The organism is Aeromonas jandaei (assembly GCF_037890695.1).
In the GTDB taxonomy this organism is placed as follows: Bacteria; Pseudomonadota; Gammaproteobacteria; order Enterobacterales; family Aeromonadaceae; genus Aeromonas; species Aeromonas jandaei.
Window position 1 is genome coordinate 2,729,268 of the sequence record NZ_CP149571.1, and the last position, 25,160, is coordinate 2,754,427.

16 protein-coding genes, 3 tRNA genes and 2 pseudogenes are annotated in these 25,160 nt (G+C 59.5%); 15 read left to right on the forward strand and 6 right to left on the reverse strand.

The features are described 5' to 3' along the window. Window positions 1–19: 19 nt before the first annotated feature. From WE862_RS12980 to WE862_RS13005, 6 genes and pseudogenes are all read right to left on the reverse strand, one after another. Window positions 20–859 (reverse strand): FTR1 family iron permease, encoded by an 840-nt coding sequence (locus tag WE862_RS12980; RefSeq protein ID WP_042029904.1) that lies wholly within the window; start codon window positions 857–859, stop codon window positions 20–22. Then, window positions 859–3,840, reverse strand: coding sequence for a YncE family protein (locus tag WE862_RS12985; RefSeq protein ID WP_042029903.1), 2,982 nt, complete (start codon window positions 3,838–3,840; stop codon window positions 859–861). The genes WE862_RS12980 and WE862_RS12985 overlap by 1 nt, the downstream gene beginning before the upstream one ends. Before the next feature lie 4 nt (window positions 3,841–3,844). Further along, window positions 3,845–4,295: pseudogene (locus WE862_RS12990) on the reverse strand (hypothetical protein). A gap of 127 nt (window positions 4,296–4,422) precedes the next feature. Further along, a complete protein-coding gene (locus WE862_RS12995; protein WP_042029900.1) occupies window positions 4,423–4,908 on the reverse strand; it encodes a YqhA family protein in 486 nt (161 codons plus the stop codon). A 276-nt stretch (window positions 4,909–5,184) separates the two neighbouring features. Further along, a tRNA-Asn gene (locus WE862_RS13000) sits at window positions 5,185–5,260 on the reverse strand. Window positions 5,261–5,262: 2 nt separating this feature from the next. Further along, window positions 5,263–5,338 (reverse strand) — tRNA-Asn (locus WE862_RS13005). A 485-nt stretch (window positions 5,339–5,823) separates the two neighbouring features. Here WE862_RS13005 and dauA point away from each other — a divergent pair. The 15 genes and pseudogenes from dauA to tssH all read left to right on the forward strand — a co-directional run bounded on the left by dauA (window position 5,824) and on the right by tssH (window position 25,159). Further along, a complete protein-coding gene (gene dauA, locus WE862_RS13010) occupies window positions 5,824–7,560 on the forward strand; it encodes a C4-dicarboxylic acid transporter DauA (protein WP_042029899.1) in 1,737 nt (578 codons plus the stop codon). Between the two features lie 183 nt (window positions 7,561–7,743). Then, window positions 7,744–7,831: transfer RNA gene (locus WE862_RS13015), tRNA-Ser, on the forward strand. A gap of 591 nt (window positions 7,832–8,422) precedes the next feature. Further along, window positions 8,423–8,941, forward strand: coding sequence for a type VI secretion system effector Hcp1 (hcp1, locus tag WE862_RS13020; protein ID WP_010634242.1), 519 nt, complete (start codon window positions 8,423–8,425; stop codon window positions 8,939–8,941). Between the two features lie 343 nt (window positions 8,942–9,284). After that, window positions 9,285–11,226: pseudogene (locus WE862_RS13025) on the forward strand (type VI secretion system tip protein VgrG); the annotation flags it as partial. A gap of 126 nt (window positions 11,227–11,352) precedes the next feature. After that, entirely contained in the window at window positions 11,353–12,726 is a 1,374-nt protein-coding gene (locus WE862_RS13030) for a tetratricopeptide repeat protein (protein WP_042032008.1), read from the forward strand. A gap of 690 nt (window positions 12,727–13,416) precedes the next feature. Further along, the gene (gene tssB / locus WE862_RS13035) at window positions 13,417–13,920 is read left to right on the forward strand and encodes a type VI secretion system contractile sheath small subunit (protein ID WP_033114640.1); all 504 of its coding nucleotides are present in this window, start codon (window positions 13,417–13,419) and stop codon (window positions 13,918–13,920) included. A 38-nt stretch (window positions 13,921–13,958) separates the two neighbouring features. Then, window positions 13,959–15,440: a type VI secretion system contractile sheath large subunit gene (gene tssC, locus WE862_RS13040; RefSeq protein ID WP_339058630.1), complete on the forward strand. Its 1,482-nt coding sequence runs from the start codon at window positions 13,959–13,961 to the stop codon at window positions 15,438–15,440. A gap of 6 nt (window positions 15,441–15,446) precedes the next feature. Further along, window positions 15,447–15,878 (forward strand): type VI secretion system baseplate subunit TssE, encoded by a 432-nt coding sequence (gene tssE / locus WE862_RS13045; RefSeq protein WP_041210862.1) that lies wholly within the window; start codon window positions 15,447–15,449, stop codon window positions 15,876–15,878. Between the two features lie 3 nt (window positions 15,879–15,881). After that, window positions 15,882–17,648, forward strand: coding sequence for a type VI secretion system baseplate subunit TssF (gene tssF, locus WE862_RS13050; protein ID WP_042032010.1), 1,767 nt, complete (start codon window positions 15,882–15,884; stop codon window positions 17,646–17,648). Continuing rightward, window positions 17,612–18,610, forward strand: coding sequence for a type VI secretion system baseplate subunit TssG (gene tssG / locus WE862_RS13055; RefSeq protein WP_042032108.1), 999 nt, complete (start codon window positions 17,612–17,614; stop codon window positions 18,608–18,610). The genes tssF and tssG overlap by 37 nt, the downstream gene beginning before the upstream one ends. Window positions 18,611–18,612: 2 nt before the next feature. Continuing rightward, window positions 18,613–19,842, forward strand: a complete 1,230-nt coding sequence (gene tagH / locus WE862_RS13060) for a type VI secretion system-associated FHA domain protein TagH (protein WP_042032011.1) — start codon at window positions 18,613–18,615, stop codon at window positions 19,840–19,842. Next, complete coding sequence (gene tssJ / locus WE862_RS13065) at window positions 19,842–20,357, forward strand: type VI secretion system lipoprotein TssJ (protein ID WP_041210858.1); 516 nt, start codon at window positions 19,842–19,844, stop codon at window positions 20,355–20,357. The genes tagH and tssJ overlap by 1 nt, the downstream gene beginning before the upstream one ends. 2 nt (window positions 20,358–20,359) lie before the next feature. Further along, window positions 20,360–21,694: a type VI secretion system baseplate subunit TssK gene (gene tssK, locus WE862_RS13070; protein WP_041210857.1), complete on the forward strand. Its 1,335-nt coding sequence runs from the start codon at window positions 20,360–20,362 to the stop codon at window positions 21,692–21,694. 23 nt (window positions 21,695–21,717) lie between these two features. Further along, entirely contained in the window at window positions 21,718–22,497 is a 780-nt protein-coding gene (gene icmH / locus WE862_RS13075) for a type IVB secretion system protein IcmH/DotU (RefSeq protein WP_033114647.1), read from the forward strand. Window positions 22,498–22,516: 19 nt separating this feature from the next. After that, complete coding sequence (gene tssH / locus WE862_RS13080; RefSeq protein ID WP_042032012.1) at window positions 22,517–25,159, forward strand: type VI secretion system ATPase TssH; 2,643 nt, start codon at window positions 22,517–22,519, stop codon at window positions 25,157–25,159. The last annotated feature ends 1 nt before the right edge of the window (window position 25,160 follow it).

Below are 25,160 nucleotides of genomic sequence, written 5' to 3' on the forward strand. Positions count from 1 at the left end.
TGCCACAGAGAGTGCGTGCTCAGCCCTTCCCAGTCGCTGCACTCACCTGCGGGCGGTAGCTGCGTTGCCAGAGGGTAACGAAGATCGCCAGATAGAGGGCCCAGGTCAGCAGCTGCAAGCCAGCGGGTGAGGCATTGTAGCCAAACAGAGCGCGCAAGAAGGTACCAAATACCCCCTGATCGTCGAGAATGTGGCTGATGTCGAACACCGGCGTGGTCCAGAAGGTGATGATATCTGCCGCCTGCAACATGTTGACGGCGGACGAGAGCAAGCCTGCGGCGATGATGATGATCAGCAGCCCAGTCCAGCGGAAGAAGGGAGCCAGCGCCACCTTGCGAGTGGAGCGCAGCAGCCCCCATACCAGCGCGATGGAGACCAGCAGCCCCGCCAGTGCACCCATCAGGCCGGATTGCAGATCCACCCCTTGGCCGGAGTAGAGCAGGGCGGAGAAGAAGAGCACGGTTTCAAACCCTTCGCGCATCACCGCCAGAAAGGCGAGCAGCACCAGACCAAACAGGTTGCCGCCATCGATGGCTGCATCGATGCGCGCCGTCATGGCTCCCACCTGGGATTTGGCCTGCTTTTGCATCCAGATCGCCATATAGGTGAGCACCAAGGTGGCGAAGATGAGGATCCCCGCCATCAGCAGGTGGTTGTAGCGCTCGCTCTCGAACTGGCTCACCACCACCTGGAACAGGAAGGCAACGACAAGGGAGGCGATAAGGCCAAGCCCCACCCCCAGATAGATGAACTTGTTGTAGCGACTTGCCCCCAGCTTGGCGAGGTAGGAGAGGCAGATGCCGACCAGCAGGAAGGCTTCCAGCCCCTCGCGCAGGGTAATCAGAAAACTTGCAAACATCAGGATTGAGGCTCCGTAGCGGGCGTGATGGAGAGAGGCTGCAGGGTCAGTTGCAGCCGATTGAGTTGCACTATGGGTGGCTCCGGCAAGCTCGGCTCGGCGGCGCGCACCGCATCATTGACCCACTTGGGGTAGGTGCGGAAATTGAGTTTGATATCGGCCTTGAAGGGCCCTTGGGCTTCTGCGGGCAGCGGCCAGACTTCATCGCGCCAGCCATCGGCCGGAATGCGGGTATCTTCCAGCAGTTTGGCGTAGCGCCAGAACTTGAGCCCCACCGGCTTGCCCTCGGCATCACCGAATACTTTGCGAAACAGTCGCGCATCCTCAGGGACGGCACCATCCACCGGCTGGCCGCTGGCAAGCACCAGCTTGCCACTGGCGTCGGTGACGGTCAGCTCCAGCCAGAGTTCACGGAAATCGGCCACCCCGGTGGGCAGGGCATGGCCCGCGCCGGTATTGGCGACCCGCACCACCAGCTGCTGACTATCGGCAGCCTGTTCGATACGGGCCGAAAGGGTAGCGCTGGAGCGCAGCAGGGCCAGACTCTCTTGTTCAAGGTCGGGATTGCGCAGCCCCACCAGCTGGTGCTGGGCGCCGGTAAAGTTGTGGCGATAGAGCCGGGCTTTCATGGTGCCGTTTTCGGTGGACTGGCCCGCCACCGGCGCGCCGCCATTACCCGGCTCCGGGTTCATGTGGCAGTCGATACAGGTGCGCCGCTTGGCAGGATCTTCGGCGTTGGCGAAGCTGGATTTTTCCCACTCGTCCCAGGTGTTGACGATATTGGCGCCGGTGCCCGGGGCAAACTCGTTGTGGCACGACTTGCACAGGGCGGCATCGCGGTAGAAATCCTTCTGATAGGAGGCTTTGTGGGCCGCCGGACGGGCGTTGATCTGTCGCTCAGCCAGCCAGTGCTGGAGGCTGCCGCCCGCGGCATCCTCGAACACATAGCTCTCGCGGTCTTTCAAATTCACGGTAAAGGCGCTGTTGCCGCCCGCATCTTCTACCTTGGTGATGCGATGGCAGAGCACGCAGCCGGTCCCTTCTTCAACCACAGGTTCGCCCGCCTTGTGGGCCGCGATCAGCGAGGCACCGCCCCGCTCGAACATGTGGGAGCCCTTGGGCAGATCCTGCTGACCGTTCATTACCTGCTGGGGCATGTGGCAGCCCTGACACCACTGGCCGAACGCTTCCCCTTCGGTTTCGCGGGCCAATGCCTGCACCACCTTGTAGTAGGGGTGGGAGTTGCCCATCAGCCGGTGGTTGCTCTCGCTCCAGTCTTTGAACGCTTGGCTGTGGCAGTTCTGGCAGGAGGCGGAGTTGAGCCACGCCTTCGGATGAGTGGTTGGCGCCTTGGCGGGATCCGTGTGCGGAGCATCGAGTCGCAGCCAGTTGGCGAGATAGGGGAGGTTGTCATCGGCGGTGACGAAGGCGTGCAACTCCTCCATCATCGCCTTCACTTCCGGTTGGGGCCTCGCGGGATCAACCGCCTCGGCCCCATCGCGGATGTCATGGCCCATGCCGCCCTGGGTCTGCTGGGTCATGCGCAGGTATTCGCCGATAAAGTCCCCGGCCACCATATTGGCAAGGTTGGCGTGGCCGTTGATGGCGTTGTCGCTGCTCTGCTGGCGATGGGCCGCCATCAGATAGCGGTTGGTGAAGTTGAACCCGTCCAGATGGCAGGAGTTGCAGCTCATCCAGTTGTCCCCCGCCATGGGGAAGCGGCTATTAGCCGCAGTGTTGCCCAGGTTGAACAGCCGCTCGCCGCGCTTGAGTGGTTCGGGGCGGGGATCCATCTCCACCAGCTTGGCGAAGTGGGGCGCATCAACCGTGACCCGGGCAAACGGGCCGCTGCCGCCGCTATTGAGGCGGGTGAGATCCTGCCCCATGGCGTTGTGCACCAGAATATGGTCACCGTCGATCAGCAGATCCCGCGGATTCTGGCCCGGCAGGTGACGCAAGAGCTGGGTCGCCTTGGCGCCCCCCTGAAACTTTTTGCGGCGGTGGCGGTTGCTGTTCTGCTTGCCGCTGCGCGACAGGTCAAACACCAGCAGATCTTCCGAGCCCGCTAGGGTCAGATAGACCCGCTTGCCATCGGCGGCGAAGCGCGCAGCGAACGGGTTGGAGACAATTTGGCTGCGGTTGCCGACGCTTGGCAGATTGATCTGCAAAAAGAGCTGTTTTCTTTCATCGACCCGCTCTTTCTCCTCATCGAGATCGATGATGGAGACTGCCGGAAAGACGGTGCTCTGAAACTGGAAGGGGTGATCGAAGCTCCACAGCACATGTGGCAACCAGGCCTCGCTGCCATCGGGGGAGAGGGCGATGCCATCGAGCAGGCGCGGCAAGCCCTGGGAGTCGCTCGTTTTTCCACTAGGAGGCACGCTGTGGGTTTCAGCCAGGGTGATGAGCTTTGGCTTGGGAAGCGAGGAGCCCTTGGCGCCGTGGCCAAGCCTGGCGAGATCATAGATGGCGAGCTGGCCGGTCATGGCGTGGGTTAGCAGCAGGCGATCATCGTCGGTCAATGCCAGCCCGCGGGGTGTCTCGGCAGTGGCCGCATCCAGTTGCAGCTTGCCCGCGGTGTCGTAGGCCTGCAGGCGAGCGGATTCGAACAGCGTGACCCAGAACCACTGCCGCTTGGCATCGAAGATGACCCCGTAGGGTCTATGGCCGGTGGGGATCGCCTTTTCTAGATCGAGATCATCATCCAGCAGCAGCAGGCGATCGCCGCTGTAGTCGGTGACCAGCAGGGTGCCATCATCGGCGCGGGCAAGCTGGCGTAGATCGCCCCCCAGCTGCACCTCTTTTAGCCGCTTGCCGCTATCGCGCTCAAGCAGGGTGACCGAGCCAGCGCTCAGGTTGGCGGTGACCAGGCGCGGAGCGTTCCCCTCGTCATAGGCAATCATGGCTGCGCCTATCTCCTGGGCCGAGGCGGTCCCCAGCAGCAGGGCGGTCAACATCAGGGATAACAACAACTTCAACATAAGATCAGGAGCGCCATTTCAAGATCGGCCCAGCGCCAGGCGTGGCGCATCACCAGAGGAGTGAGCAGCAGTGCGCTCAGCCAGTGGGCCCAGCTGGCGAGGTTGCCCATGGCATCGCCCGGAGTGCCGTGCAGCACCAGTAGCAGGCCGCTGGCCAGACAGACCAACAGCAGGGCTTCGATAATCCGCCCCGTGGTGCGCAAAAAAGGTTTGTTGCTGCGGTTCAACAAGTTGCGATGGGAGAGCCAGAAGACGCCAAACAGCAGTGGGAACAGGGTGAGCGAGAGCATCATATGCAAAAACAGATTCCAGCGCGCCAGCGGCCAGAGCGGGGTCAGTGGCTCCCACAGCAGCATGCCGGAGAAGAACATCAGGTAGAGGGAGCCCTCGGCAGCCTGATGGTGATAGGCCAGCCACTGCCAGAATTGTCGGGGGGCGAGGGAAAGGGTTGTCATAACAGCTCCAACACCCGGGCAATCGGCCCGGGGGGAGCAAGTTTATATCGGGGTAAGCGTAATGAAAAGAGTTATCAATTGTATTGCTGATGAATATAAGCTGAATCGCGCCAGTTAAGATCCAACGCTATTTGTGTTCAGCCATTCGCTCAGTGATCGCATAAATCAGCGCCGCCATCGAGAAGGCGAGAAACACTACTACAGACCACTTCATCTCCACTTCGTTGGTAATGCCGTCTTCGAGGAAGGCTTTGAGCACCTCCACCCCGGCAATGGTGACCAGGGAGTTGATGACGATGAGCTTGAGGGAAGCAAAGTTGATCTTGCTGAGCCAGTTGTTGCCAAGCGCTTCGCGCTGCTCCTGGGTCTGGATGAACTGCACGTAGCCGCAGACCGCCACCAGGATCAGCATCTGGGCCACCAGCACAAAGTCCACCAGCGTCAGCACGCCGGTGATGAGATCCATGTAGGGGATCTCGATGATATTGACGCAGAGTGAATAGAGCTGCATGAAGAACTTGACCATCAGCAGGGCGACACAGAGCAGGATGCAGACGTAGAAGGGGTACATCATCATCTTGCTGCCATTGAGCATGAGATTGAACTGGCGCATAAAAACTCCAAGATAAGGAAACAGGGTGATTATGACGTGAACTGCATCCGAAGACAGCGCTCTGTGTTGATGACGGCTGCTTTTATCTGCTTGATTCGATAATGACAGGGCGGTGTTGAGGGCAGAGCAGCTGTCATGCTCTTTATATAGGGATGTAGAGAGTGTTTCCGAGCTCGGCGCATACAGCCAGGAACAAAGCGGCTCTGCTGATAATTAATGCTAAAACCTGCAAGAGAGATACGAAAAAGCCCAGCCAAAAGGCTGGGCTTTAGAATGTGGCTCCCTCGACAGGACTTGAACCTGTGACATACGGATTAACAGTCCGCCGTTCTACCGACTGAACTACGAGGGAATTGGCTCCTCCTACTGGACTTGAACCAGTGACATACGGATTAACAGTCCGCCGTTCTACCGACTGAACTAAGGAGGAATTGCCTGTCTCGTTGAGACGGGGCGAATATTAATGACCAGAAAGACGGGTGTCAACCCGCGAACTCCCCGAAAATCGGATTTTCGGACTGTTTGCCCAAAAGTTGCGCTTTGCGGTTTATTTTCAGCACAATCAGTCCCTTGCCCATAACCGTTGATGTCATTCATCGACATGCTACCTTGGGCTCTGTGGCAATCATGTGGCGAACATGTCGGCAACGTGCAAGGGGGCGAAAAGCCATTGTGGTGGCAAACGTGGCGCGAAAAAGGGTGGTCGAATCGATAAAGTTCGGGGATTTGGCTGGAAATGAGTCAAATGATGCCGGATTGTGGTATTCATTGATCCTGCCCATCGAAATAGTGGCGCTGCTGGAGTAAGGTTACGCAGGATACCATCGCCGCGTCGACAGCTCTGCCGGCCCTTGATGATGATCGGGCGCCGGATCCCTCCGGCCTTTATCTCCCTCTTCTTGGTATTACGTATACATGCACAAGCAAGCCTCTTTAAATAGCGTGAAGCTCGCCATAGCCTTGCGCCAGTCCTGTATTGATGAGCCCTATAGCATGGCCCGTTTTGGCCGTGACCTGATCGCCGGTGTGACGGTGGGCATCATCGCCATTCCACTGGCCATGGCGCTCGCCATTGCCAGTGGTGTTCCTCCGCAGCATGGCCTCTATACCGCCATCATCGCCGGTATCGTGATTGCGGTGACTGGTGGCTCTCGCTACTCCATCTCGGGCCCGACCGCTGCCTTCGTGGTGATCCTCTACCCGGTTGCCCAGCAGTTCGGGGTAGGTGGCCTGTTGATGGCGACTCTCATCTCCGGCCTCTTTCTGGTGGCGATGGGTCTGGCCCGTCTCGGCCGCCTTATTGAATACATCCCCCCCTCAGTAACGCTGGGGTTTACCGGTGGTATCGCTATTGTGATCGCCACCTTGCAGATCAAGGATTTCTTCGGCCTGAGCGTCCCTCATATGCCGGAAACCTATCTGGGCAAGGTCGAAGCACTGGCCAGCGCCATGCCCAGCTGGCAGTGGGGGGATACCCTGGTGGGGGTCGCAACGTTGGCCGTGCTTCTGCTGTGGCCGCGGCTCCGGCTGCCGGTTCCGGGTCATCTGCCTGCCGTGCTGGTGGGGGTTGGTTTGGGATTTGGTCTCCATTACTTTGGGGTGGATGTGGCCACCATCGGCAGCAAATTCAGCTACACACTGGCAGATGGCACGCAAGGGATGGGGATCCCGCCGATTGCGCCGACCCTGGTGATGCCATGGGCACTGCCCGGGCCGGATGGTGCCCCGGTGACCTGGGATCTGGCCGCCCTTGAACGTCTGTTGCCCGCCGCTTTCTCCATGGCGATGCTGGGTGCCATCGAGTCGCTGCTCTGCGCCGTGGTACTGGACGGCATGACCGGCCGCAAGCACAGCTCCAATGCCGAACTGCTGGGGCAGGGGCTTGGCAACATTTTTGCTCCCTTCTTTGGCGGCATCACCGCGACTGCAGCCATCGCCCGCTCGGCGGCCAACGTGCGTGCCGGCGCGACCTCGCCCCTCTCTGGCGTGATCCATGCGCTGGTGGTACTCGCTGCCATTCTGGTGCTGGCACCCTGGCTCTCCTGGCTGCCACTGTCGGCCATGGCTGCGCTGCTGCTCATCGTCGCCTGGAACATGAGTGAGGCGCACAAGGTGGTTGAACTGATCCGTCGTGCTCCCAAGGCGGATGTACTGGTGCTGCTGGTCTGTCTGTCGCTGACCGTCATCTTCGACATGGTCATTGCCATCACCTTCGGGGTGATCCTCGCCTCCCTGCTCTTTATGCGCGAGATCGCCAAGATGACCAAGCTGCACAATCTGGCCGAGCACAAACGCTATGCCCACGAAGTGCCGGCCGATGCGCTGGTTTACAAGATCAATGGGCCGCTCTTCTTTGCTGCTGCGGAGCGGGTGTTTGCCGAACTGGCCGCCGAGGTGAAAGGGCACCGCATGCTGGTGTTGCAGATGGAGGCTGTCTCGATTCTGGATGCCGGTGGCCTCTCCGCTTTCTTGCAGTTTGGCAAGCAGATGGCCGCGGCCGGTATCGAACTGCGCGTCGCCGAGTTGCAGTTCCAGCCGCTCAAGACGCTGGCGCGCGCCAAGGTTCGTCCGCAACCCGGCAAGCTGGAGTTTTACGGCTCGCTGGAAGAGGCGCTCAAAGGAGAACATTTGCACGAAGCGGCGGTAAATTGAATAAAAGGGATACGAAACGGCATGTTTTTGGTCAGTTGGTTCGTATATTGAGCAAACGAACGCAAAAAGTAAAAAATTGCATTGACCACATGCCCTCGTATCCCGTACATTACGCCCCGTTCCAGCGCAACGGCGCAGCGAACACCGTGTTGGCTGAACACGTTAAACAACAGACCAAAATTTGGTGAGGTGTCCGAGTGGCTGAAGGAGCACGCCTGGAAAGTGTGTATACGGCAACGTATCGAGGGTTCGAATCCCTCCCTCACCGCCAAATTGCAAAGCCCTGATGGAAACGTCAGGGCTTTTTGCTTTTCACTGCGCCTGTGTTTGGTTTTTACAGTTCTGCTTTGCTTCTTTTTCATGCCTATTCAGTTGTGTGCCGTGTTGGTCATTTCTATCCGCTCAGGCCATATGGACTGACATGAGACGCTCCCGTCATTTTCCCTATTTATTGTTCTTCCCGCCGACAAAATCTCATATCTCTAAAATCCTGATGGGGGTGGGCAGTACAATGGCTCGCGGCGAGTCGCCAGCCTGAGACCGTAGCTGAAATAGCCATATGGCCCAGACTGATGAACATCACATCAAGGGATGACGGATATGCGCTATATCTGGTGCGACTTGGTAGATATAAGTTCTGCTGTGGGCAAAATGTTGCCTTGCATGTAGTTTTAAATCTCTTGCATGCAAGTTTGTGTGGTGTGATCTGTTGTCTGAGCAACTAGTTGCGTTGGTGGGGAGGTGAGTGACGAGTGGGTGTTTGTAACACATTGTTTTTTATGTGAAAAATAAATGGCATGGTCGCTGCTAATAGTCTGGTCGAGTGCTATCTCATTTAACCAATCTATTTAGGAGCATACACATGCCAACTCCATGTTATATCAGCATCGAAGGTAAAACCCAGGGCAATATCACCGCCGGTGCCTTCACCTCTGATTCCGTCGGCAACATCTTCGTACAAGGTCACGAAGACGAGATGTTGGTACAAGAGTTCCAGCACGTTGTGACTGTCCCGACCGACCCGCAATCCGGTCAGCCTGCTGGTCAGCGTGTCCACAAGCCGTTCAAGTTTACCGTTGCCCTGAACAAAGCCGTGCCGCTGATGTACAACGCGCTGGCTTCCGGTGAGATGCTGCCGAAAGTGACCCTGAAGTGGTACCGCACCTCCGTTGAAGGCAAGCAGGAGCACTTCTTCTCCACCGTGCTGACCGATGCCACCATCGTTGACATCGACTGCCAGATGCCCCACTGCCAGGATCCGGCGAAGTCTGACTTCACCCAGCTTATCCAGGTCTCCATGGCTTACCGCAAAATTGACTGGGAACACACCGTTGCCGGTACTTCCGGTGCGGACGACTGGCGTGCGCCCATCGAGGCCTAATCCTCGTTTTGTTACTTTGGTATTCCTTGCAAGTAGTTATGTGTCTTATGGGCCGGTTGCCAAACCGGCCCTCTTAGCCCGTATTTCTCCGGCCCGCTCAGTTAGCCGGAGCTTTTCTGTTTTGCCATCCCCCTGCCGGGGTTTGATGCCCTGCTGGTGAGCGCGGAGGGATGGCAAAGCACTAAAGGGTGTCCTGTGATGCAGACCCAATCCGCCCGTAATCCGTGTTCGCCGCTATCTTGGTTGCCCGTTGTGGCACCGGAGAGGGCGGTAGCGTGGTTTGGCGGCTGGGGTCTTGAAGAGGGGCGCAGACATCGCGTGGCCGTGACAAGAGGGGAGAGCCATGGCTAATCAAACCGGATTGCAATTTACCGTCAAGGTGGGGGCGCTGCCCGAGAGCACCTTCGTGGTGGCGAGTTTCCAGCTGGACGAGGGGCTGAACCGGCCGTTCAACCTGCGCCTTGAGCTGGCCAGCAGCCAGCCCGATGTCGACTTTGGCGCCGTGCTGGAGCCAGCCGTGTGAGCTCATGGTGTGGTACAACGGCGAGCTGCAACGCCGGGTGTGCGGGGTAGTGAGCGAATTTGCCCAAGGGGACAGCGGCTTTCGCCGTACCCGCTATAGCCTTGAGGTGAAACCTGCCCTGTGGCGGTTGGGTCTGCGCCAGAACTCTCGCATCTTTCAGGCCCAGAAGCCCGATGAAATCCTCAGCATCTTGCTGCAAGAGCACGGCATCACCGATTACGCCTTTGCGCTCAAGAATGAGCATGCCCAGCGCGAGTACTGCGTCCAATATCGCGAGACCGACCTCGATTTCGTGAACCGCCTTGCTGCCGAAGAGGGCTTGTTCTACTTCCACGAATTCGAAGCAGGCAAGCACCGCATTGTGTTTGCCGACGACGCGGCAGCATTGACTCAAGGCCCCGAGCTCTTCTTCAACCTTGGCAACCGCTCGCTGGAACAAGGGCCCTATGTGCGCCAATTCCACTACCGCGAGGCGGTGCGCCCCTCGGATGTGGAGCTCAAGGACTACAGCTTCAAGACCCCTGCCTATGGCCTCTCCCACAAAAAGCAGGGGGCAGAGCTGGAGCATCAACGGGACACTTACCAGCATTTTGACTATCCGGGCCGCTACAAGCAGGACCCGAGCGGCAAGGCGTTTGCCCAGCACCGGCTCGATGCGCTGCGCAATGACGCAGTGGCGGGCAGCGGCAAATCCAACAGCGCCGCCTTGTTGCCGGGCCAGCACTTTTCATTGACCGAACACCCCAACGGCAGCCTCAACACCGACTGGCAAATCGTCCATATCCGCCACACCGGTGAGCAACCGCAAGCGCTGGAGGAAGAGGGTGGCAGCGGCCCGACCGTCTACCACAACGAATTTGGCGTAGTGAAGGCGAGCACCACCTGGCGGGCCCGCATCGGCAGCCCCGAGGCGCCCTACAAGCCGATGGTGGATGGCCCGCAAATTGCCATCGTGGTCGGCCCCGAGGGGGAGGAGATTTACTGCGACGAGCATGGCCGGGTGAAGCTGCAATTCCCGTGGGACAGATATGGCAGCTCCAACGACCAGAGCTCCTGCTGGGTGCGAGTGAGCCAGGGCTGGGCCGGCGGTCAGTACGGCATGATGGCGATTCCGCGCATTGGTCACGAGGTCATCGTGAGCTTTTTGGAAGGTGACCCCGACCAGCCTATCGTCACCGGTCGCACCTACCACGCCACCAACCGGCCGCCGTATGAGTTACCCGCCAACAAGACGCGCACCGTGCTGCGCACCGAAACCCACAAGGGCGAGGGTTTTAACGAGCTGCGTTTTGAAGACCAGGCGGGGCAGGAAGAGATTTATATCCATGGTCAGAAAGACCTGAACGCCCTTATCGAAAACGATGTGGCTTGGCATATCAAGCACGACCAACACACCGACATCGACTTTGATCGGGTGACCCGTATCAAGGCCAACGACCACCTGACGGTGGAGGGTGAGAAGCGTGACCAGATCAAGGCGGACTATTCGCTGACGGTCGATACCTCCATGCACCAGAAGCTGGGGCAAAGCTGGCTTGCTCAGGCGGGGCAGGAGATGCACGTCAAGGCCGGTGCCAAGGTGGTGCTGGAGGCTGGGTCAGAGATCAGCGTCAAGGTCGGAGGCTGCTTTATTAAGGTCGATGGGGGCGGGGTCACCCTGGTTGGCCCTACCATCAAGATGAACTCGGGCGGTGCTGCCGGCTCTGGCTCCGGGTGTTCGACCCAGGCACCTCTGTTACCCAAAGCCGTCGTGCCGGAACCTCGCTAGAGGTGCTGATGCTGCGCGGCATCCATCTTCTCATTTACGGGTGTTGCGGGTGGTGATGATTTCATATCGTCATTGCCCGGCGCCCTTCGTTCGTTATTTTTACTTATGCAAAAAAGCAAAATGAATAAAAAAAATTTATGGTGCGTGCTGGCGGTCGCTCTGCTCGCCGGTTGTGCCACGACAAACTCGTCTGTGAGTGATGCCGAGCTTGCTAAAGAGGCAAAACAGGGCAATGGCAAAGCGCAGTATGAACTCGCCAAACGGCTGGCGGCACAGCCCGACTATCCGCAAGCCATGCACTGGATGCAGCAGGCGGCAGGTCAGAGTGGCCCTCTGGCTGCCGATAACAAGGTTCGCGGAGCTGCCGCTCTGCAGGTTGGCCACTGGTATCAGCTGGGATTGGGCGAGCCGAAAAGCCCGCAACTGGCAGAACAGTGGTGGCAACGGGCATCCCGACTGGGCAATCGTGAAGCCAGCTATCAGTTGGGGCTTGCCTGTCGCAGCGAACATCAGGGCAAGCTGGCAAGTGACTGTCTCGACTGGTTTGAACGGGCGGCCAGGCAGGATCACGCTGGTGCCCAGTTGATCCTGGGTGAATGGTATGCCAGCCAGCCGGGTGCCGATCAGGATGCCATCGAGTGGTTGGAAAAGTCAGCCGAGCAAGGCAACCGCGATGCCCAGTATCAGCTTGCGCTGCGTTATCAACAGGGAAAGGGGGTGGTCAAACGTCCCGATATTGCCATGCGCTGGTTCGAGAAAGCGGCAGCCCAGCAGCACCCTGATGCTCTCTATGTCCTTGCCACCGAGGCAAGCCCCAGAACGGCATTCGAGGCCTATCAACGCGCCGCCAATGCCGGTTCTGCACCAGCCCAGCTCTGGCTTGGCATGGCCTATCTGGCGGGTGAACAGGTCGCAGCCGATCCGGCACTGGGACGCTACTGGCTGGAGTTGGCAGCAGGTAACGGCGCTCATGAAGCGGAGTACCAGCTTAGCCTGCAGCAGAGCGATGCATCGTCGCGGGAGCACTGGTTGTCGCTGGCGGCGCAAGGGGGGATCAGCAAGGCACAGGTCGAGCTGGCCACTTTGCAGCAAGAGCGGGGGGAGTTGGAGTTGGCCCGTGAGGGGTTCGCGCTGGCCAGCAAACAGGGTGAACTCGATGCTCAATACGCCTATGGCGAGATGCTGCGTCTCGGTCAGGGGGGGAAGGAGGATTATGGTCTCGCCCTGAAACAGTACCGGCTTGCGGCCAATGCCGGACATCGGGAGGCGCAATATCGCATGGGGATGATGCGGGATCAGGGACTGGGTGCCCCACGCAACAGACTGCATGCTTATGCATGGTATTTGCTGGCTGCCACCGACGGTAACAAGGAGGCAACCCAGGCGAGAAATGAACTGGAAAAGGAGATGACCGAAAAGGAGAAAAGCGCGGGTCAAAAATTGGCGCAGCACTGGTTTGATCGTCTTGCCAAAGGTAAACAACTGGACAGTTGATAAGCAATATGTTGATGGAGGAGTTGGCGTATCCCACTCTTCCTGATAATGGTGTTTATGAATTCAATTATCAGTGAGCAGCCTTGGTGTGCTCTTATTGATTGTCTGAACGCTGATTTCTGCTCATTGATTGTGCTGGATGATGTGAGCAAGATACGCTGATTTTCTTGAAGAGGTGAGCGACAGATGCTGTCGTCCACCTCTTTTTTTGTCATTTTTTTGGGAGTTTTCTGACGGCAAATTCAGCTATTGCGGTTGGCTTTTTTGAGTGGAGGTTGTTATTTTCTTATCGTAATAAATTCGTGTAATAAACATATCGGTGTTTGCTGGTAAGTTATTGATTTTGTTTGTTAATACTTTGCATTGAATTTGTTTTTTGCTTGGCTGTTAGAAATGAATCATTGACTTGACAATATATGGACATATACCATGCGGCGCAAATGGCTCTTAAGCCAAAATGACCTCAAACAAAGAGTTGAGGCGTATCGGGTTGTATAGATAACAAGATGGATATTGTGTTTTTGATTATTAGAGCAATTGCTTGAGATATATCGAAAACGCATCCTTGGTCGATGCTATTGCCACCGAAAATAGCGATGGCACCGTCAACTGTCATTTTTTACAGTTGCCGGATAAAGCATTGACTATAAGCTTTGTGGCCTTGTTGGCCCTTAACTTGGTATTTAGAGCATGGGAAAAGGAATTGACGGCGCCACTGTTGCGCCCAAAGAGCGTATCAATATCAAATATGTACCGGCAACCGGTGGTCAGCAGGCGGAAATAGAACTTCCGCTGACCATGATGGTGGTTGGTAATATGAAAGGGCGTACCGAAGAAACCCCTATCGAGGAGCGCCAGACCGTCTCCATCGACAAGAATAATTTCTCTTCAGTCATGAAAGAATCCGCGCTGGAACTGAAGTTTTCCGTTCCCAATCGCCTGGAAGAGAACAGCCAGGACGAGATGCCGGTTTCGATCAAGATCCAGTCTCTGGAAGATTTCACCCCGGACAGCGTTGCCCAGCAGGTTCCCGAGCTGCGCAAACTGCTTGAACTGCGCGAAGCGCTGGTTGCCCTGAAAGGGCCGCTGGGGAATATCCCTGCCTTCCGCAACCGCCTGCAGGATCTGCTGTCCAGTGATGAAGCCCGCGAGCAGCTGCTCAAGGAGCTGGATTTGATTAAGCCTGCCGAGTGATCGCCGGGTTGGATTGACTGAACGAGAAAGGAAAAAACATGTCTTTGGTCGAAGAACAGGTTCAAGCGGGGGCAGCCGTCGCCTCCTCGTCCTCCCTGCTGGACGAAATCATGGCGCAGGCTCGCATCACGCCGGTGGATGAGGGTTACAGCGTCGCCAAGCAGGGCGTTGCAGCCCTGATCGCCAATATTCTGGATAGCGGTTCCACTGCAGAGCCGGTCAACAAGGCGCTGGTTGACAGCATGATTGTCGAGCTCGACAAGAAGCTGAGCAAGCAGATGGACGTCATCCTGCACGCCAAAGAGCTGCAGGAGATGGAGTCCTCCTGGCGCTCCCTCAAGCTGCTGGTGGATCGCACCGATTTTCGCGAGAACATCAAGATCCAGGTGCTGCACGCTACCAAGGAAGAGCTGCTGGAAGATTTCGAGTTCTCTCCCGAGATCACCCAGTCCGGTCTCTACAAGCATGTCTATTCAACCGGCTACGGTCAGTTCGGCGGTCAGCCGATCGGTGCCGTGATCGGTGACTACGCCTTTACCCACAGCTCCCCTGACATCAAACTGATGCAGTATGTCAGTGCCGTCGGTGCCATGGCCCACGCCCCCTTCATCTCCTCTGTCGCCCCCGCCTTCTTCGGCGTTGACAGCTTCACCGATCTGCCCTCCATCAAGGATCTGAAATCGGTGTTCGAAGAACCGGCCTACACCAAATGGCGTTCCCTGCGTGAATCGGAAGATTCCCGCTATCTGGGTCTGACTGCGCCGCGTTTCCTGGCCCGTCTGCCCTACGATCCGACCGAGAACCCCATCAAGGGCTTCAACTACAAGGAAGATATCAGCTCGGATCACGACCACTACCTGTGGGGCAACACTGCCTATCTGATGGGCACTTCCCTGACCGACAGCTTCGCCAAGTACCGCTGGTGCCCGAACATCATCGGCCCGCAGAGCGGTGGTGCCATCCACGATCTGCCGGTGCACGTCTATGAGGCGATGGGCCAGCTGCAGGCGAAGATCCCGACCGAGGTGCTCATCACCGACCGTCGCGAGTATGAGCTCTCCGAAGAGGGTTTCATCACCCTGACCATGCGCAAGGACAGCGACAACGCCGCCTTCTTCTCTGCCAACTCGGTACAAAAGCCCAAGGTGTTCCCCAACACCAAAGAGGGTAAAGAGGCGGAGACCAACTACAAACTGGGTACCCAGCTGCCCTACATGTTCATCATCAACCGCCTGGCGCACTACATCAAAGTGCTGCAGCGCGAGCAGATCGGCTCCTGGAAGGAGCGTCAGGATCTGGAGCGCGAGCTGAATGGCTGGATCAAGCAGTACGTTGCCGATCAGGAGAACCCGCCGGCAGACGTGCGCAGCCGTCGTCCCCTGCGTGCAGCCCAGATCAAGGTGCTGGATGTGGAAGGCGAGCCGGGCTGGTATCAGGTCGCCATGGCCGTGCGCCCGCACTTCAAGTACATGGGGGCGAGCTTCGAGCTCTCTCTGGTAGGTCGACTGGACAAGGAATAATGACCGATGCCGTATCTCTCTTCCTGGGATAGAGGAAATACGGCCAGTCTGTTTGATCGCATCCGGGGGGAGGGGCATGGCTCCTCCCCCCGTTCGGAAGTGGAGGTGCTGGTCGATTCCGTGAAACGGCAACTCGATCAGATCCTCAACACCCGTCCCGGCAACTGCCGCAGCGCGCCCGATCTGGGGGTCATCGATCTCAACGATGCCACCCAGGGGAGCGCTGATATCAAGGGACGGATCCGGGAGGCGATCCGGCAATGCATCCGTCGGTATGAACCGCGGATCGTGCATGTGGATGTACGTTCACCCGACTATCAGTCGAGCCCGCTCGAGATGTCGTTTATGGTGACCGCCCACGTCAGGCTGGAACATATCGATCACGTTACCTCGTTCAACGTCCATATGGACAGTCACCGTCACTACCGCATGGTCTGATCAATGTCGCTGGAACATTACTTCAGGGATGAACTGGCTTTTTTGCGCCTGCAAGGGCGCGAATTTGCCACTGCCTATCCCGAACTCACCCGCTTTCTGTCGGAGCAAAATAGCGATCCGGACGTGGAGCGCCTGCTGGAAGGGTTCGCCTTTCTCACGGGTAACCTGCGCGCCAAGATTGAGGATGAGTTTCCCGAGCTGACCCACGGTCTGCTCAATATGCTCTGGCCCAACTACCTGCGTCCCGTACCCAGCATGACCATCATGCAGTTCTCGGTCATTCCGGGGGCCATTGCCCAGCCGGCGCTGGTGAGTCAGGGATGCCAGCTCGACAGCCTGCCGCAAGATGGCGTGACCTGCCACTTCCAGACCTGTCACGATGCCTGGGTCTATCCGGCAGACATCCAGCATATCTCGGCGCAAAGCGGCAACGATCTCTCCACCATCTCGCTGGATATCGCCCTGCATGCACCGCTTCCCCTGAGCGAGCTGCAACTCGACAAGCTGCGTCTCTTTCTTGGCGGCGATAGCTACACCGCCTATGAACTCTATTTCTGGCTCTCCAACCAGCTCTCCCATATCGAGCTGGAGGTCGACGGCAAGCGGTTCCGTCAGGAGGCCAAGGCACTGAAACCGGTCGGTTTCGAGCGCGATGATGCGCTGTTGCCCTATCCGAACAATGTCTATTCCGGTTACCGGATCCTGCAGGAGTATTTCTGCTTTCCGGAAAGTTTCCTCTTCTTCGAGCTCTCGGGCGGCGAGTGGCCAAAGCAGCCGTTGCCGGTCAGCGAGTTCAAGATCCATTTCTGCTTCGACCGGCCGTTGCCGGCGGAGCTCAAGATCCGTCCCGACTCTTTCATGCTCAACTGCGTGCCAGCCATCAACCTGTTCCAGCACGACAGCGAGCCGGTCAATCTCAATGGCCGTCAGGCGGAATACCCCCTCAAGGCGAGCTATCGCCATGCCGACAGCTTCGAAATCTTCTCGGTCGACAAGGTCGAGGGGTGGGTCGAGGGCAATCTGGGTCGCTCGCGCGGCACCCCGCGCATCTATCAGCCGTTTGAAAGTTTCCAGCACCAGATTGAGCGGGCCAAACAGCGGCTGGCACTCTACTACCGGGTGCGGGTCAAGGAGTCGGTGAGCGGCGATGGCTTTGAGCACAGCCTCTCGTTTATGCGTGGGGACGAGACCATCGCCCACGATCTGGACGAATCCATCTCGGTGACGCTCACCTGTACCAACCGCTCCCGTGCCGCCCGCCTCAAAGTCGGCAGCGTCTGCGTGCCGACCGGCAGCTCCCCCTCGTTTGCCACCTTCCGCAACCTGATCCGGCCGACCCGGCCGTTGCGTCCGGCTCTCGATGGCAGCCTGCACTGGACCCTGATTTCCAACCTGTCGCTCAACTATGTCTCTCTGCTGCGGCGCGATGCGCTGGTTCAGGTGCTGCGCACCTACGACTTTCCGGCACTGCATGACAAGCAGGCGGAACAGGCCTCGCGCAAACGGCTGGCGGGGATTGAGGAGATCGAAACCACGCCGGTGGACCGGCTGGTACGCGGCATGCCGGTGCGGGGGCTCAAGTCGGTGCTCTCCATTCGCCAGTCCGCCTTTGGCAGCGAAGGGGAGCTGTATCTCTTCAGTACCGTGCTGGCCCACTTCTTCTCGCTCTATGCCAGCGTCAACGCCTTCCACCTGCTTGAGGTGGTCAATCTCGATAACAAGGAGCGCTATCAATGGCCAGTCCAGATCGGTCAGCACTCCCTGATGTGACCTGCGCGGGGGAGGCACCGCGCTTCAATTTCTTCCAGCTGGTCGAGCTGCTCAACCGGCTGGAGGGGGCGGATCAGGAGCGTGGTCTCGACCACCTGCCGGGTGACGAGAAGATCCGTTTCAAGGCGACAGCCTCCCTCGGCTTCCCGACCAGCGATGTGCTGCAGTTTGGTCGCGATGAGCGGGGCCGCCACGAGCTTGAGGTTGCGTTTCTTGGCCTGCACGGCAGCCAGTCGCCGATGCCCGGCTACTACCTCGACTCGCTGGCGTGGGAGTACGCCCAGGGGGAGCAGAAGCTCGGCCTCTTTCTCGACTTCTTTCATCACCGTCTGCTGACCCTGCTGCACCGGATCTGGCGCAAGTATCGCTATCACGTCCGTTTTCAGGACAACGGTGAGGATGGCTTCTCCCGCCTGATGTTTGCACTGGTGGGGCTTGGCAATGAGGCCGTCTGCCAGAGCCTGCCGGTCAACCGGGCCAAGATGCTTTCCTATGCGGGCATGCTGGCGAGCCCCAGTCGTTCGCCCGAGGTGGTAGCCGGTCTGGTGGCCCACTGTTTCGATCTGGCCGAGGTAGAGGTGAGTGCCTGGCAGTGGCGCAAGGTGCCGATCCATCCGGATCAGCAAAACCGTCTGGGGGGCGCTTGCGCGACTCTGGGCGGGGATTTTGTCATCGGCGACAAGGTGAATGATTGCGCCGGCAAGTTTTTGTTGAAGATCAACAACCTGAGTTTCAGCCAGTTTCTCGGATTTCTTCCGAACGGGGAGCACTTCCAGTCGCTGGTGACCTTTGTCTCCTTCATCTTGCGCGATCAGCTGGCCTGGGATCTGCGTCTTGGCTTCGGCCAGGAGCAGGCGAAGGGGCTGCGACTCGGTGAAGAGCAGAGCTCCCGTCTGGGGTGGAGTACCTTTCTCGGCCAGCCACCGAGCGAGCCGTTTGTGACCATATGTGTGCAGGAGTGAATGTGGACGAGTTTAATCAGCAACTTTCCCTGGTGGTGCTCAACAGCGAGCAGCTCGATGGTCGCCAGCAGGTGCAGTACCGCTTCGACGAGATGGGCGGCACCTTGGGTGCTTCCGAGCAGGATGACTGGCAACTGAAGGATCGGTTGGGGGCCGTGCTGCCCGCTCACGCCCGGGTCGAGCTCAACGACGGACGCTTTTGTCTGTGCGATCTGAGCGGCCAGACCTATATCAACGGTGCCACCTCGCCCATCGGACGGGCCCGCAAGGTGCATCTGGAGCAGGGGGATGAGCTCATCGTCGGCCCGTTCCGCCTGCGCGCCTATCTGGGGGCCATTACGCCGGAGCAGAGCCTGCATCAGGTGCTGGGAACCCATCCGGCCGAGCAGCTTGACGAGTGGCTGGCGGGCGAGGAGCCAACAGCCGCTGTGGCGGATCCGCGCCATCTCGCTGTCGACCCCTTGCTGGCCCTGCAACAGGAGCGCGCCATCAATCCGCTGGCCGAGAGCCGCATGCAGGCCGAGCTGCACCCTCAACCGGAGATGGACTCCCTCTCCCTTGCCCCTTTTTCTGCTGTCGAGAACACCATGAACCAAGAATTTCTGGATATGCCCACCATCGAGAACCATCCCGATTTCATGCCGCAGGAGGGAGTTGATCACGTTGCCCTGACGCCGCTGATGCGCGGTCTGGGTCAGAACCTGCAACTGGAAGATACCCGTCAGGCGCACGACATGCTTGAAGAGATGGGCAAGACCATGCGGGCCATGGTGGAGGGACTGCTCCAGCTGCAAAACGATCAGGCGGCGCTGGCCGACAAGCACTTGCGCCCCATCGAGGATAACCCGCTGCGCCTTGGCCTTGGTTATGACGAGACCCTGGCGGTGCTGTTTGCCGAGCAGAAGAGCCCGGTGCACCTGAGCGCGCCGGCCGCGGTGGCCGAGAGCCTGCAAAACGTGCGCATTCACCACGTGGCAAACCAGCAGGCCATTAGTGCGGCGCTTGACAGCATCCTGCAGGCCTTCTCGCCGGAAGCCCTGCTCGGCCGGTTTGAGCAATACCGCCGCAGCGGCGCGCCGGGCATGGCTGATGAAGGGTGGGCCTGGAACATGTACCAGCACTACTACCGCGAGCTCACCTCTGCCCGCCAGCAAGGGTTCGACAAGCTGTTCCATCAGGTTTACGCCCAGGCATATGACCAGGCCGTGCGTCAGCAACAGGGACTGATTTGATGATACGTGCGCTGATGCTGGGGGCGGCTCTGCTGACCCTCGCCGGTTGTACCACCATGGGCAAGATGGCTGACGTGGCCATGAACCCCGATATCCAGGTGGGGAGCAACAATGATCAGCCCTCTACCCTGGGGCTGAGTCTGGTCGCCGAGCCTGACGTCAACCCCAACGAGAGCGGGGAGGCAGCACCTATCGAGTTTCAGGTGGTGCTGCTGGCGGAAGATTCCAAGCTGCTTGCCACCGACTACGACCAGGTGACGGCAGATGTGGAGAAGGCCCTTGGCAAGAACTACCTCGATCATCAGGAGTACACCCTGCTGCCCGGCCAGTTCAAATACCTGCCCCCCGTCAAGCTCGACGAGAAGACCCGTTACATCGGCGTGATTGCACGTTACGCCGACCCGGACAGCGCCGAGTGGCGCAAGGTCATCAAGATCAAGAGCAAGGGAATGGCCTATCAAATCCTGGTGCACCTGCGCCTGGATGAAGTGGAACTACAAAAAGAAGAAGAATAACCATGTCGAGTCGAAATCGGGTTATCTGGCGTGAAGGGCTCTTTATCAAGCCCCAGCACTTCCAGCAACAACAGAGACATTCGGATTACGCGCTGCACGCTCGCCTGAGCGCGCTCAGCGACTACTTCTATGGCTTGCAGTCGCTCGCCATCAATGAGGATTACCTCGGCTTTGGCCGCATCGCGCTGGTGGGGGCCACCGGCATCCTGCCGGACGGTACCGTGTTCAACATCCCGAACGACGATATGCTGCCGACTCCGCTGGAGATCACCGACGCTTCGGTCGCCAACCAGAAGGTCTATCTGGCGCTGCCGCTCTCGGTGAGCGGGGTCAACGAGGTGGGGCAGGGCGGTCAGGTCGCTACCCGACTGCAGGCCCATCGCCACGATGTGCGCGACCTGCACAGCGAAGGGGGGGACGTAGTCTCCCTCGAAGTGGGGCGGGTCAGCCTGCGCCTGATGCTGGAGCGGGAGGACCGCAGTGCCTACGCCTCCCTGGCTATCGCCCGCATTCTGGACAAACGTCCGGACGGCGGTCTGGTGCTTGATCCCAACTTCATGCCCTGCAGCATCAGCGTATCCGCCATCCCGACTCTCAAGCGCTTCCTCGGCGAGTCGGCTGGCCTTGTGGCCGAACGGGCTCGCAGCCTCTCCCAGCGCATCGCGGCGCCGGGTCAGCAGGGGGTTGCCGATGTGGCCGAGTTCATGATGCTGCAGCTGCTCAACCGCGCCCAGCCTCAGCTCTCCCATCTGGCGCGTCTTGGCACCCTGCACCCCGAGCGGCTGCATGAGGCGCTGGTGCAGCTGTGCGGTGAGCTGATGACCTTTACCGACGAGTCCCGTCTGCCGCCCGAGTTCCCCGCCTATCGTCACGACGATCAGCAGGTGAGCTTCGAGCCGGTGATGCTGGCCCTGCGTCAGGCACTCAGTACCGTGCTGTCGCCGCGCGCCGTCTCCATCCAGCTGCGCAAGCACCAGTACGGCATCATGGTGGCCATGGTAAGCGAGAGCGAGCTGATGCAGAGCGCCGACTTCGTGCTGGCAGTGCGTGCCCGCATGCCTCAGGAGCAGCTGCGCAAACAGCTGCTGCAGCAGACCAAGGTGGCCTCCAGCGACAAGATCCGCGAGCTCATCAGCCTGCAACTGCCGGGGATTCCGCTGCTGCCACTGCCGGTGGCGCCGCGCCAGCTGCCCTACCATGCCGGTTACAGCTACTTCCAGCTCGACCGTCAGAGCCCTGCCTGGCAGATGCTGGCTGTGGGCAACACGCTCGCCTTCCATATCGCCGGCGATTTCCCCGAGCTCGACATGCAGCTCTGGGCCATTCGTAGCCAGTGATCGCACCAAGGAAACATGCAGAGATGACCACGGACATTATCAAGAACGAGCAACTCAGCGATCTGCTGTTCGATCATGCCGAGCAGCTGGACATGGATTCGGACTACTGGTTCCGCCTGCGTGGCCAGAGCATCAACCCGATGATCGATGCGGTGACCCCCCTGCTGGGGCTGGTGCAGCGGGTGCGCCTGCTGTCCCGTTACGATCGGGTGCCCGAGCTCTATCAGCAGGTGGTGACCGAGATCCAGGCCATCGAGCAGGAGTTGATGGCTCAGGGTTACGAGAATGGCGTCGTCCTCTCGTTTCGCTACATCCTCTGCACCTTCATCGATGAGGCCGTGATGGGCCGTGACTGGGGCAGCCAGAGCGAGTGGTCGGAACATTCGCTGTTGACCCGTTTCCACAACGAGACCTGGGGCGGCGAGAAGGTATTCGTCCTGCTGGCCCGTCTGCAGGAGGATCCGGAGCGCTACCGCGACATTCTGGAGTTCATCTATCTCTGCCTCTGCCTCGGTTTCGAGGGGCGTTACAAGGTGATGAGCCAGGGGCGCGAGGAGTTCGAGCGCATCGTCCGCCAGCTGCACAAACAGCTTGCCCCCGAGAGCAGCGGCGAGGCACCCAGCGTGTTTCACCTCGACCTCGGTCGGCAGGCGGCCCGCTACCAGCTGCGCAAGCAGGTCTCCCTGCGCACCCTGTTCATGGGAGGGGCGCTGATCCTGGCCATCATCTTTGGCCTCTATCACCACCAACTCAATAACCAGACCCAGGACGTACTGCGTCAACTGGGCGAATTATTAAAATAAGTACTAAGGAGAGCACGCCTTGATCCGTATAGAACTGCCAGTACTGGTGGAAAGACTCAACCCTATCTGCCGTCACATGCTGGAGGAGGCCGCGGCCCTCTGTGTCAACCATCAGGGAGCCGAGATCCGCATCGAGCATCTGCTGCTCAAGATGCTGGATACGCCGCTCAGCGATGTCCGTCTCATCTTCAAACGCGCCGACGTGGAAGTGGAGGAGCTCAAAACCCTGCTGCAACCGTCCGCTGCCGACAACGGCTATGGCCAGGGTTATCCCTCTTTTTCGCCGCTGCTGGTCGAGTGGCTGCAAGACAGCTGGCTGCTCGCCTCCGCCGAGATGCTGCATGCCCAGCTGCGCAGCGGCGTCATGCTGCTGGTGCTGTTGATGACCCCGCAGCGCTATTTGTCCGGTTCGGTGACCCGTTTGCTGGCCAACGTCAATCGCGAGCTGCTGCGCCAGCAGTTCGACGAGTGGGTCAAGGAGTCTGCCGAGACGCCGGTGACCAATCCGGCCAATGGCAACACGGCACCGGCAGCACTGCCGACCGACGCTACCCTGCTGGCCCGCTTTACCGTCAATGTGACCGAGCAGGCCCGTCAGGGTTCGCTTGATCCCGTACTCTGCCGGGATCACGAGATCGATCTGATGATCGACATCCTCTCCCGTCGCCGCAAAAACAACCCCATCGTGGTGGGCGAGGCGGGCGTCGGTAAAAGCGCCCTGATCGAGGGGCTGGCCCTGCGCATCGTGGCGGGTCAGGTGCCCGAGAAACTGCGCGGGGTCGAGTTGATGACGCTGGATCTCGGTGCCATGCAGGCGGGCGCCTCGGTCAAGGGGGAGTTCGAGAAGCGCTTCAAGGGGGTGATGCAGGAGGTCAAGGAGTCGGTGCGTCCGGTCATCCTCTTTATCGACGAGGCACATACCCTGATCGGTGCCGGAAACCAGGCCGGCGGCATGGATGTCTCCAACCTGATCAAGCCGGCGCTGGCCCGTGGCGAGCTGCGCACCATTGCCGCCACCACCTGGAGCGAGTACAAGAAGTATGTCGAGAAGGATGCGGCGCTCTCCCGTCGCTTCCAGCTGGTCAAGGTGAGCGAACCCAATGCCGATGAGGCGACGGTGATCCTGCGCGGCCTGCGCAGCATCTACGAGAAGGCCCACGGGGTACTGATCGACGAGGAGGCACTGCAAGCTGCGGCCCAGCTCTCTGCCCGCTACATCTCCGGCCGTCAGTTGCCGGACAAGGCGATCGACGTGCTCGATACCGCCTGTGCCCGGGTTGCCATCAACCTCACCACCCCGCCGCGCGCCGTCAGCCATCTGCAAAACGAGCTGCGCCAGCGTGAGCTGGAGATCCGCCAGCTGGAGCGCCAGCGCCTGATCGGGTTGGGTGACAACGAAGAGCGCCTCGCCGAGCTGCAGGAAGAGCAACTGCGTTGCCGCGAATCGCTGGCGGAGCAGGAGTCCCGCTGGCAGCAGCAGCAGGGGCTGGTTCACCGGATTATCGAGCTGCGCGCCGCTCTTCTGGCAGATCAGCAGGATGAGATGCTGGCCAGAGAGGCACTGGATCTCGCCGATGCGCCGCTCGATCCGCAAGCGGCTGCCGAGCAGCTGGCCACCCTCGAGAGCGAGCTGGCCGACCTGCAGCAGGGAGAGGTGCTGGTCTCCGCTCATGTCGACAAAACCCAGATTGCCGCCGTCATCGCCGAGTGGACCGGAGTGCCGCTCAATCGTATCTCCCAGGGGGAGCTCGATGTGGTGACCCGCCTGCCGGAGTACCTTGGCGATCTCATCAAGGGGCAGGATGTGGCGGTGGCCCACCTGCACAAGCACCTGCTGACTGCGCGCGCCGATCTGCGTCGTCCCGGCCGTCCGCTGGGGGCCTTCCTGCTGGTGGGCCCGAGCGGGGTTGGCAAGACCGAAACCGTGCTGCAGATTGCCGAGCTGATGTTCGGCGGCCGCCAGTATCTGACCACCATCAACATGTCCGAGTATCAGGAGAAACACACGGTTTCCCGTCTGATCGGCTCGCCTCCCGGCTATGTCGGCTTTGGCGAGGGTGGCGTATTGACCGAAGCCATTCGCCAGAAACCCTACTCGGTGGTGCTGCTGGATGAGGTGGAAAAAGCGCACCCGGATGTGCTCAACCTCTTCTATCAGGCGTTCGACAAGGGCGAGCTGGCTGATGGGGAAGGGCGGATCATCGACTGCAAGAACGTGGTCTTCTTCCTCACCTCCAACCTCGGTTTCCAGACCATCGTCGAGCACGCCGAGCAGCCCGATGTGCTGCTGGATGCCCTCTATCCGGAGCTCGCTGCCTTCTTCAAGCCAGCCCTGCTGGCGCGGATGGAGGTGATCCCCTATCTGCCGCTCGGTCACGACACCCTGGTGCAGATCGTGGGTGGCAAGCTCAACCGGCTGGTCAAGCTGCTCAAGGAGCGCTTTGGTGCCGAGGTGGAGCTCGATGGCGAGGTGGCCGAAGAGATCCTGCTGCGGGCCAACCGCAGCGAGAACGGTGCACGCATGCTCGAATCGGTGATCGATGGCGCCCTGCTGCCGCCGGTCTCCCTGCAACTGCTGCAGCGTCTCTCGGCCGGTGAGCCCATCAACCGGGTTCGCTTCTCTGTGGTCGATCACCAGTTCGTGGCCGAGGTGGAGGGCTGAC

Bases quoted from the DNA above. Each gene is read 5' to 3' on its own strand.
- WE862_RS12980 (WP_042029904.1), bottom strand. From the start codon at position 859: ATGTTTGCAAGTTTTCTGATTACCCTGCGCGAGGGGCTGGAAGCCTTC.
- WE862_RS12985 (WP_042029903.1), bottom strand. From the start codon at position 3,840: ATGTTGAAGTTGTTGTTATCCCTGATGTTGACCGCCCTGCTGCTGGGG.
- WE862_RS12995 (WP_042029900.1), bottom strand. From the start codon at position 4,908: ATGCGCCAGTTCAATCTCATGCTCAATGGCAGCAAGATGATGATGTAC.
- dauA (WP_042029899.1), top strand. From the start codon at position 5,824: ATGCACAAGCAAGCCTCTTTAAATAGCGTGAAGCTCGCCATAGCCTTG.
- hcp1 (WP_010634242.1), top strand. From the start codon at position 8,423: ATGCCAACTCCATGTTATATCAGCATCGAAGGTAAAACCCAGGGCAAT.
- WE862_RS13030 (WP_042032008.1), top strand. From the start codon at position 11,353: ATGAATAAAAAAAATTTATGGTGCGTGCTGGCGGTCGCTCTGCTCGCC.
- tssB (WP_033114640.1), top strand. From the start codon at position 13,417: ATGGGAAAAGGAATTGACGGCGCCACTGTTGCGCCCAAAGAGCGTATC.
- tssC (WP_339058630.1), top strand. From the start codon at position 13,959: ATGTCTTTGGTCGAAGAACAGGTTCAAGCGGGGGCAGCCGTCGCCTCC.
- tssE (WP_041210862.1), top strand. From the start codon at position 15,447: ATGCCGTATCTCTCTTCCTGGGATAGAGGAAATACGGCCAGTCTGTTT.
- tssF (WP_042032010.1), top strand. From the start codon at position 15,882: ATGTCGCTGGAACATTACTTCAGGGATGAACTGGCTTTTTTGCGCCTG.
- tssG (WP_042032108.1), top strand. From the start codon at position 17,612: ATGGCCAGTCCAGATCGGTCAGCACTCCCTGATGTGACCTGCGCGGGG.
- tssJ (WP_041210858.1), top strand. From the start codon at position 19,842: ATGATACGTGCGCTGATGCTGGGGGCGGCTCTGCTGACCCTCGCCGGT.
- tssK (WP_041210857.1), top strand. From the start codon at position 20,360: ATGTCGAGTCGAAATCGGGTTATCTGGCGTGAAGGGCTCTTTATCAAG.
- icmH (WP_033114647.1), top strand. From the start codon at position 21,718: ATGACCACGGACATTATCAAGAACGAGCAACTCAGCGATCTGCTGTTC.